Genomic DNA, 4,487 nt, shown 5'->3' with positions numbered 1-4,487 from the left:
AAAAATGGCGCGCCCGGCAGGATTCGAACCTGCTACCCTCGGCTTAGAAGGCCGATGCTCTATCCTGATGAGCTACGGGCGCAGTATCTAAATTTGGTCGGGGTGGAGGGATTCGAACCCCCGACATTCTGCTCCCAAAGCAGACGCGCTACCAGGCTGCGCTACACCCCGAACACCGATTACAAAATCAGCGAGCGCGAATAATACCATCAACGGTCTGCAGGTCAAGATCGAGTGCTATAATGTTGCAACTTTTTTACCATTTATGGTGTTACGGAGCAGAAACAGGATGAGTGCGACTATCCTAGACGGAAAAGGAATTGCGACAGAGATCAAGGAGGATGTGCGTAGAGAGGTAGACTCCCTGCTCGCCAAAGGACATCGTCAGCCAGGTCTGGCTGTCATCCAGGTAGGTAGTGATCCCGCCTCTGGCGTCTATGTTCGTAACAAGCGCAACAGCTGTGGAGCTGCCGGCATTCTCTCTATTGAACACGATCTACCAGAGACAACCACCCAGGAAGAGCTACTTGCAATTGTTGATCAGTTAAACAACGATCCAACTGTTGATGGGATCCTGGTTCAGCTTCCCCTACCTTCACACATTGATCCTGAGACAGTTATTGAGGAGATTCACCCAGACAAGGATGTGGATGGCTTCCACCCCTACAACATGGGCCGGCTAGCTCTAAAGATGCCGGTACTTCGTCCCTGTACACCAAAAGGTGTAATGACACTTCTGGAACGAACCGGAATCCTGCTAGAGGGGAAGGAGGCGGTAATTGTGGGGGCCTCAAATATTGTGGGACGCCCAATGACCCTGGAGCTACTCTCTGCCCGCTGCACCACAACCACCTGCCACAGCAAGACGCAGGACCTAGAGGCTCATGTACGCCGTGCCGAGATCCTGGTTGTTGGTGTTGGAATACCAAACTTCATTCCTGGTAAATGGATCCGTGAGGGGGCTGTGGTGATCGATGTTGGCATCAACCGGCTGGATGATGGAACCCTGACTGGTGATGTCGATTTTGAGGGTGCAAGCAAAAATGCTTCCTGGATCACACCGGTACCCGGTGGTGTCGGTCCGATGACTATTGCCACCCTGCTACAAAACACCTTGAAGGCGGCCGAGGTTTTCCACGGCACCTAAGGAATCCCTGCAAAAGTGGTGGTGGTACCGTCCAAGCAACCGTCTGTGGCCAGGATGGCCACGGTCGAGCGATACATGGATGTACTTGAGCGTGTTGCTTGGACGGTACCACCACTACTTTCGCAGGGATATCAAACTATCCCCGGCGCCAGGTAGTACCCTCGGCACCATCCTCCAGCACAATCCCCTGCTCCACAAAGAGATCACGAATACGGTCTGACTCTGCCCAATCCTTGTTGGTACGTGCAGCTGCGCGATCCTCAATCAACTGCTCAATCTCCTCATCACTGAGACCACCCTCAGAGGATCCCTCCCCCTGCAGAAACTGCTCTGGATTCTGCTGCAACAGCCCAAGAATATCCGCCAGCTCTCTCAGAAGGGATGCATGAGAGGCAGCCGCTTCAGGTTGAACACTCGCTAGACGGTTGATCTCGCGCACCAGATCAAACAGCACAGAGAGTGCCTCCGGGGTATTGAAATCATCATCCATCGCCGCATTGAAGCGCTGTCCCCAACCGCTATCCTCAATTGCCTCTACCCCACCTGTCTCGATTCCACGCAGCGCAGTGTAGAAACGGGTGAGTGCCGCTTGGGCATTCTGCAGATTCTCTTCGCTGTAGTTGAGCGGGCTGCGATAGTGGCTGGTGAGCAGGAAGTAGCGAACCACCTCGGCTGGATATTTCTGCAACACCTCACGTATGGTGAAGAAGTTCCCCAGTGACTTTGACATCTTCTCGTCATCCACCCGCACAAATCCGGCATGCATCCAGTAGTTGACGAAGCTCTCGCAGGTCGCCCCCTCTGCCTGCGCAATCTCGTTCTCATGGTGCGGGAAGATCAGATCCATCCCCCCGCCATGGATATCAAAGTGGTTCCCAAGACACTGGGTCGACATGGCCGAACACTCAATATGCCAACCCGGACGCCCTCTGCCCCATGGTGAGTCCCAGCTGGGCTCATCCGGTTTGGCTGATTTCCAGAGCGCAAAGTCCACCGGATCTCTCTTGAGATCTCCTATCTTGACTCGAGCACCGGCCTGCAGATCCTCCAGGTTCTTGCCTGAGAGCTTGCCGTACTCCTCAATCTCCGAGACCTCACAGTAGACATCACCATTTTCCACCACGTATGCCTTGCCGTTGGCAATCAGCTTCTCGATCATGTCAATAATCTCGTCCATCGAGTGAGTTGCCCGTGGCTCCTGGGTTGGTGGTTCAATTCCCAGTGCTGCAGCATCCTCATGCAGAGCAGCCACAAAACGGTCCACCAGGTCATTGAAGTCTTCACCATTCTCATTGGCCCGATTGATAATCTTGTCATCAATATCGGTAATATTACGCACATAGTTCACATCGTATCCACGAGAACGGAGATAACGAACCACCACATCAAAGAAGACCATGACCCGAGCATGACCAACATGACAGAAGTCATAAACAGTCATCCCGCAGACATACATGTTGACCTTTCCATCATGGATTGGTTTGAAGGTCTCCTTGGAGCGACTCTGAGTATTGTAGATCTGTAACATGGCGAGAGATTATATCGCCACAAGTGATCAATATCACTCATAGTGTTATGATTCGCGCCAAGTTTTCACTAGAGACAGGAAGCAGATGAAGAAAAATATAATCAAACTGGGGGCAGCAGTTGCTGTTGTTGGTGCAATCCTTTTTACCGTAGTACCTACAGCACCTGCAGTTGCAAACGAGAAGAACCCTGAAATTGCGGCTAACGCCCCTGTGGTCGAGATCAAGACCAACCACGGGGATATAAGGTTACAGCTAGACTCTGCCCGTGCACCTTTCACCGTAATAAACTTTATCCACTACGTAGAGAAGGGCCACTACAACAGCACAATTTTTCACCGCGTTATCCCAGGCTTCATGATTCAAGGTGGCGGCTTCACAACAGACTATGAGAAGAGGCCAACTGATGACATGATCCCAAATGAGGCGGACAACGGCCTGAAGAACCTGCCAGGTACAATTGCCATGGCACGCACCAGTGACCCACACTCGGCTACTGCACAGTTCTTCATCAATACTGCCAACAACCGTTTCCTTAACCACACCAGAAAATCTCAACGTGGCTGGGGCTATACAGTATTTGGCAAAGTTGTAGATGGAATAGATGTAGTACGCAAGATTGAGCAGGTAGAGACCGGTTCAGGCGGCCCTTTCCGGACTGACGCACCACAACAGATGGTGGTTATCGAGTCTATCCAGATGATATCCAAATAAAATTTTTACGAATACAATCCGCGCAAACAAGGTTTGCATAAAACAGAGGAAAACCACATGAAAGTCAATATGACAACATCCCTTGGGGAGATCACCATTGAACTGGACGGCGACAAAGCCCCCAAGACTGTAGATAACTTTCTCGGCTACTGTCGTGACGGTTTCTATGACGGCACAATTTTTCACCGTGTAATTCCAGGATTCATGGTGCAGGGTGGTGGCATGGAGCCAGGCCTGACCGAAAAAACAACCAAAGATCCTGTTGAGAATGAGGCCGCGAACGGACTTGCCAATGATGTCGGCACTCTTGCCATGGCTCGTACCATGGACCCCCACTCTGCAACTGCACAGTTCTTCATTAATACCAACAGCAACAGCTTCCTCAATAACCCTGGTCAAGATGGCTGGGGTTACTGTGTGTTTGGCAAGGTTGTCGAAGGGATGGATATTGTTCGTGAGATCGAGAAGGTAGAGACCGGCAGCCACGGCTTCCATGATGATGTTCCCAAAGAGGATGTGGTCATCGAGAAGGTGTCTGTAGAGGAGTAGTCTGCAGGAGATGTCCACCTGCTTTATTGCCGACCTCCACCTCTCTGCCAGTCAGCCGGAGACGGTGGAGCGTTTTCTCCACTTTCTCGAAAGTGATGCCAGCCGACACGATGCCCTCTACATTCTGGGTGACCTGTTTGAGATCTGGCTTGGTGATGACCTCTCAGCGCCCGAATCAGAATCTATACTGCAGGCGCTGCATGGTGTCACCAGTAGCGGAACACCCATCTACATTCAACATGGCAACCGTGACTTTCTTCTTGGAGAGAGGTTTGAGCAGCAGAGTGGCTGCAAGCTGATCTCGGACCCATATCTGCTTGAAACAGATGGCTCTCGCATACTTTTGATGCATGGAGATCAACTCTGTATAGATGATACAAGCTATCAACGCTACCGTAACTTTATCCGCAACCCACTGATTCAGTGGATCATGCTCCACCTGCCAATATCTATACGCACCAGAATAGGCCAGAAGCTACGTGCCCGCAGTGATTATGACAAGGGCGAAAAAACGCAGGAGATAATGGATGTAACCAAATCCGAGGTTATAC

The 4,487-nt window shown here is 51.3% G+C and carries 5 protein-coding genes and 2 tRNA genes; 4 read left to right on the top strand and 3 right to left on the bottom strand.

Annotation, left to right across the window (positions count from 1 at the left end; all coding sequences use genetic code 11):
- Positions 1–5: 5 nt before the first annotated feature.
- A tRNA-Arg gene (locus AC3ZFK_RS08155) sits at positions 6–82 on the bottom strand.
- Between the two features lie 12 nt (positions 83–94).
- Positions 95–171, bottom strand: a tRNA-Pro gene (locus tag AC3ZFK_RS08150).
- Between the two features lie 118 nt (positions 172–289).
- Between AC3ZFK_RS08150 and folD the strand changes: the two genes are divergently transcribed.
- Positions 290–1,147, top strand: coding sequence for a bifunctional methylenetetrahydrofolate dehydrogenase/methenyltetrahydrofolate cyclohydrolase FolD (gene folD / locus AC3ZFK_RS08145; protein ID WP_487507169.1), 858 nt, complete (start codon positions 290–292; stop codon positions 1,145–1,147).
- Positions 1,148–1,283: 136 nt separating this feature from the next.
- Here the strand turns inward: folD and cysS are convergent, their stop codons facing one another.
- Positions 1,284–2,675, bottom strand: coding sequence for a cysteine--tRNA ligase (gene cysS, locus AC3ZFK_RS08140; RefSeq protein WP_487507170.1), 1,392 nt, complete (start codon positions 2,673–2,675; stop codon positions 1,284–1,286).
- 211 nt (positions 2,676–2,886) lie between these two features.
- On the opposite strand from cysS, the gene AC3ZFK_RS08135 reads away from it, so the two are divergent.
- From AC3ZFK_RS08135 to AC3ZFK_RS08125, 3 genes are all read left to right on the top strand, one after another.
- Positions 2,887–3,387: a peptidylprolyl isomerase gene (locus AC3ZFK_RS08135; RefSeq protein ID WP_487507174.1), complete on the top strand. Its 501-nt coding sequence runs from the start codon at positions 2,887–2,889 to the stop codon at positions 3,385–3,387.
- Positions 3,388–3,444: 57 nt separating this feature from the next.
- Entirely contained in the window at positions 3,445–3,936 is a 492-nt protein-coding gene (locus AC3ZFK_RS08130) for a peptidylprolyl isomerase (protein WP_487507172.1), read from the top strand.
- A 10-nt stretch (positions 3,937–3,946) separates the two neighbouring features.
- Positions 3,947–4,487 (top strand): UDP-2,3-diacylglucosamine diphosphatase (locus AC3ZFK_RS08125; protein ID WP_489433783.1); only part of this gene is annotated, 541 nt, incomplete at its 3' end.

This window comes from Candidatus Thiopontia autotrophica (assembly GCF_982804495.1).
The sequence above is the reverse complement of the archived record's forward strand: the minus strand, read 5'-3'. Positions and strand labels throughout refer to the sequence as shown.

What these genes read in the sequence shown, in the direction of transcription:
- folD (WP_487507169.1), top strand. Translation starts at nt 290, where the DNA reads ATGAGTGCGACTATCCTAGACGGAAAAGGAATTGCGACAGAGATCAAG.
- cysS (WP_487507170.1), bottom strand. Translation starts at nt 2,675, where the DNA reads ATGTTACAGATCTACAATACTCAGAGTCGCTCCAAGGAGACCTTCAAA.
- AC3ZFK_RS08130 (WP_487507172.1), top strand. Translation starts at nt 3,445, where the DNA reads ATGAAAGTCAATATGACAACATCCCTTGGGGAGATCACCATTGAACTG.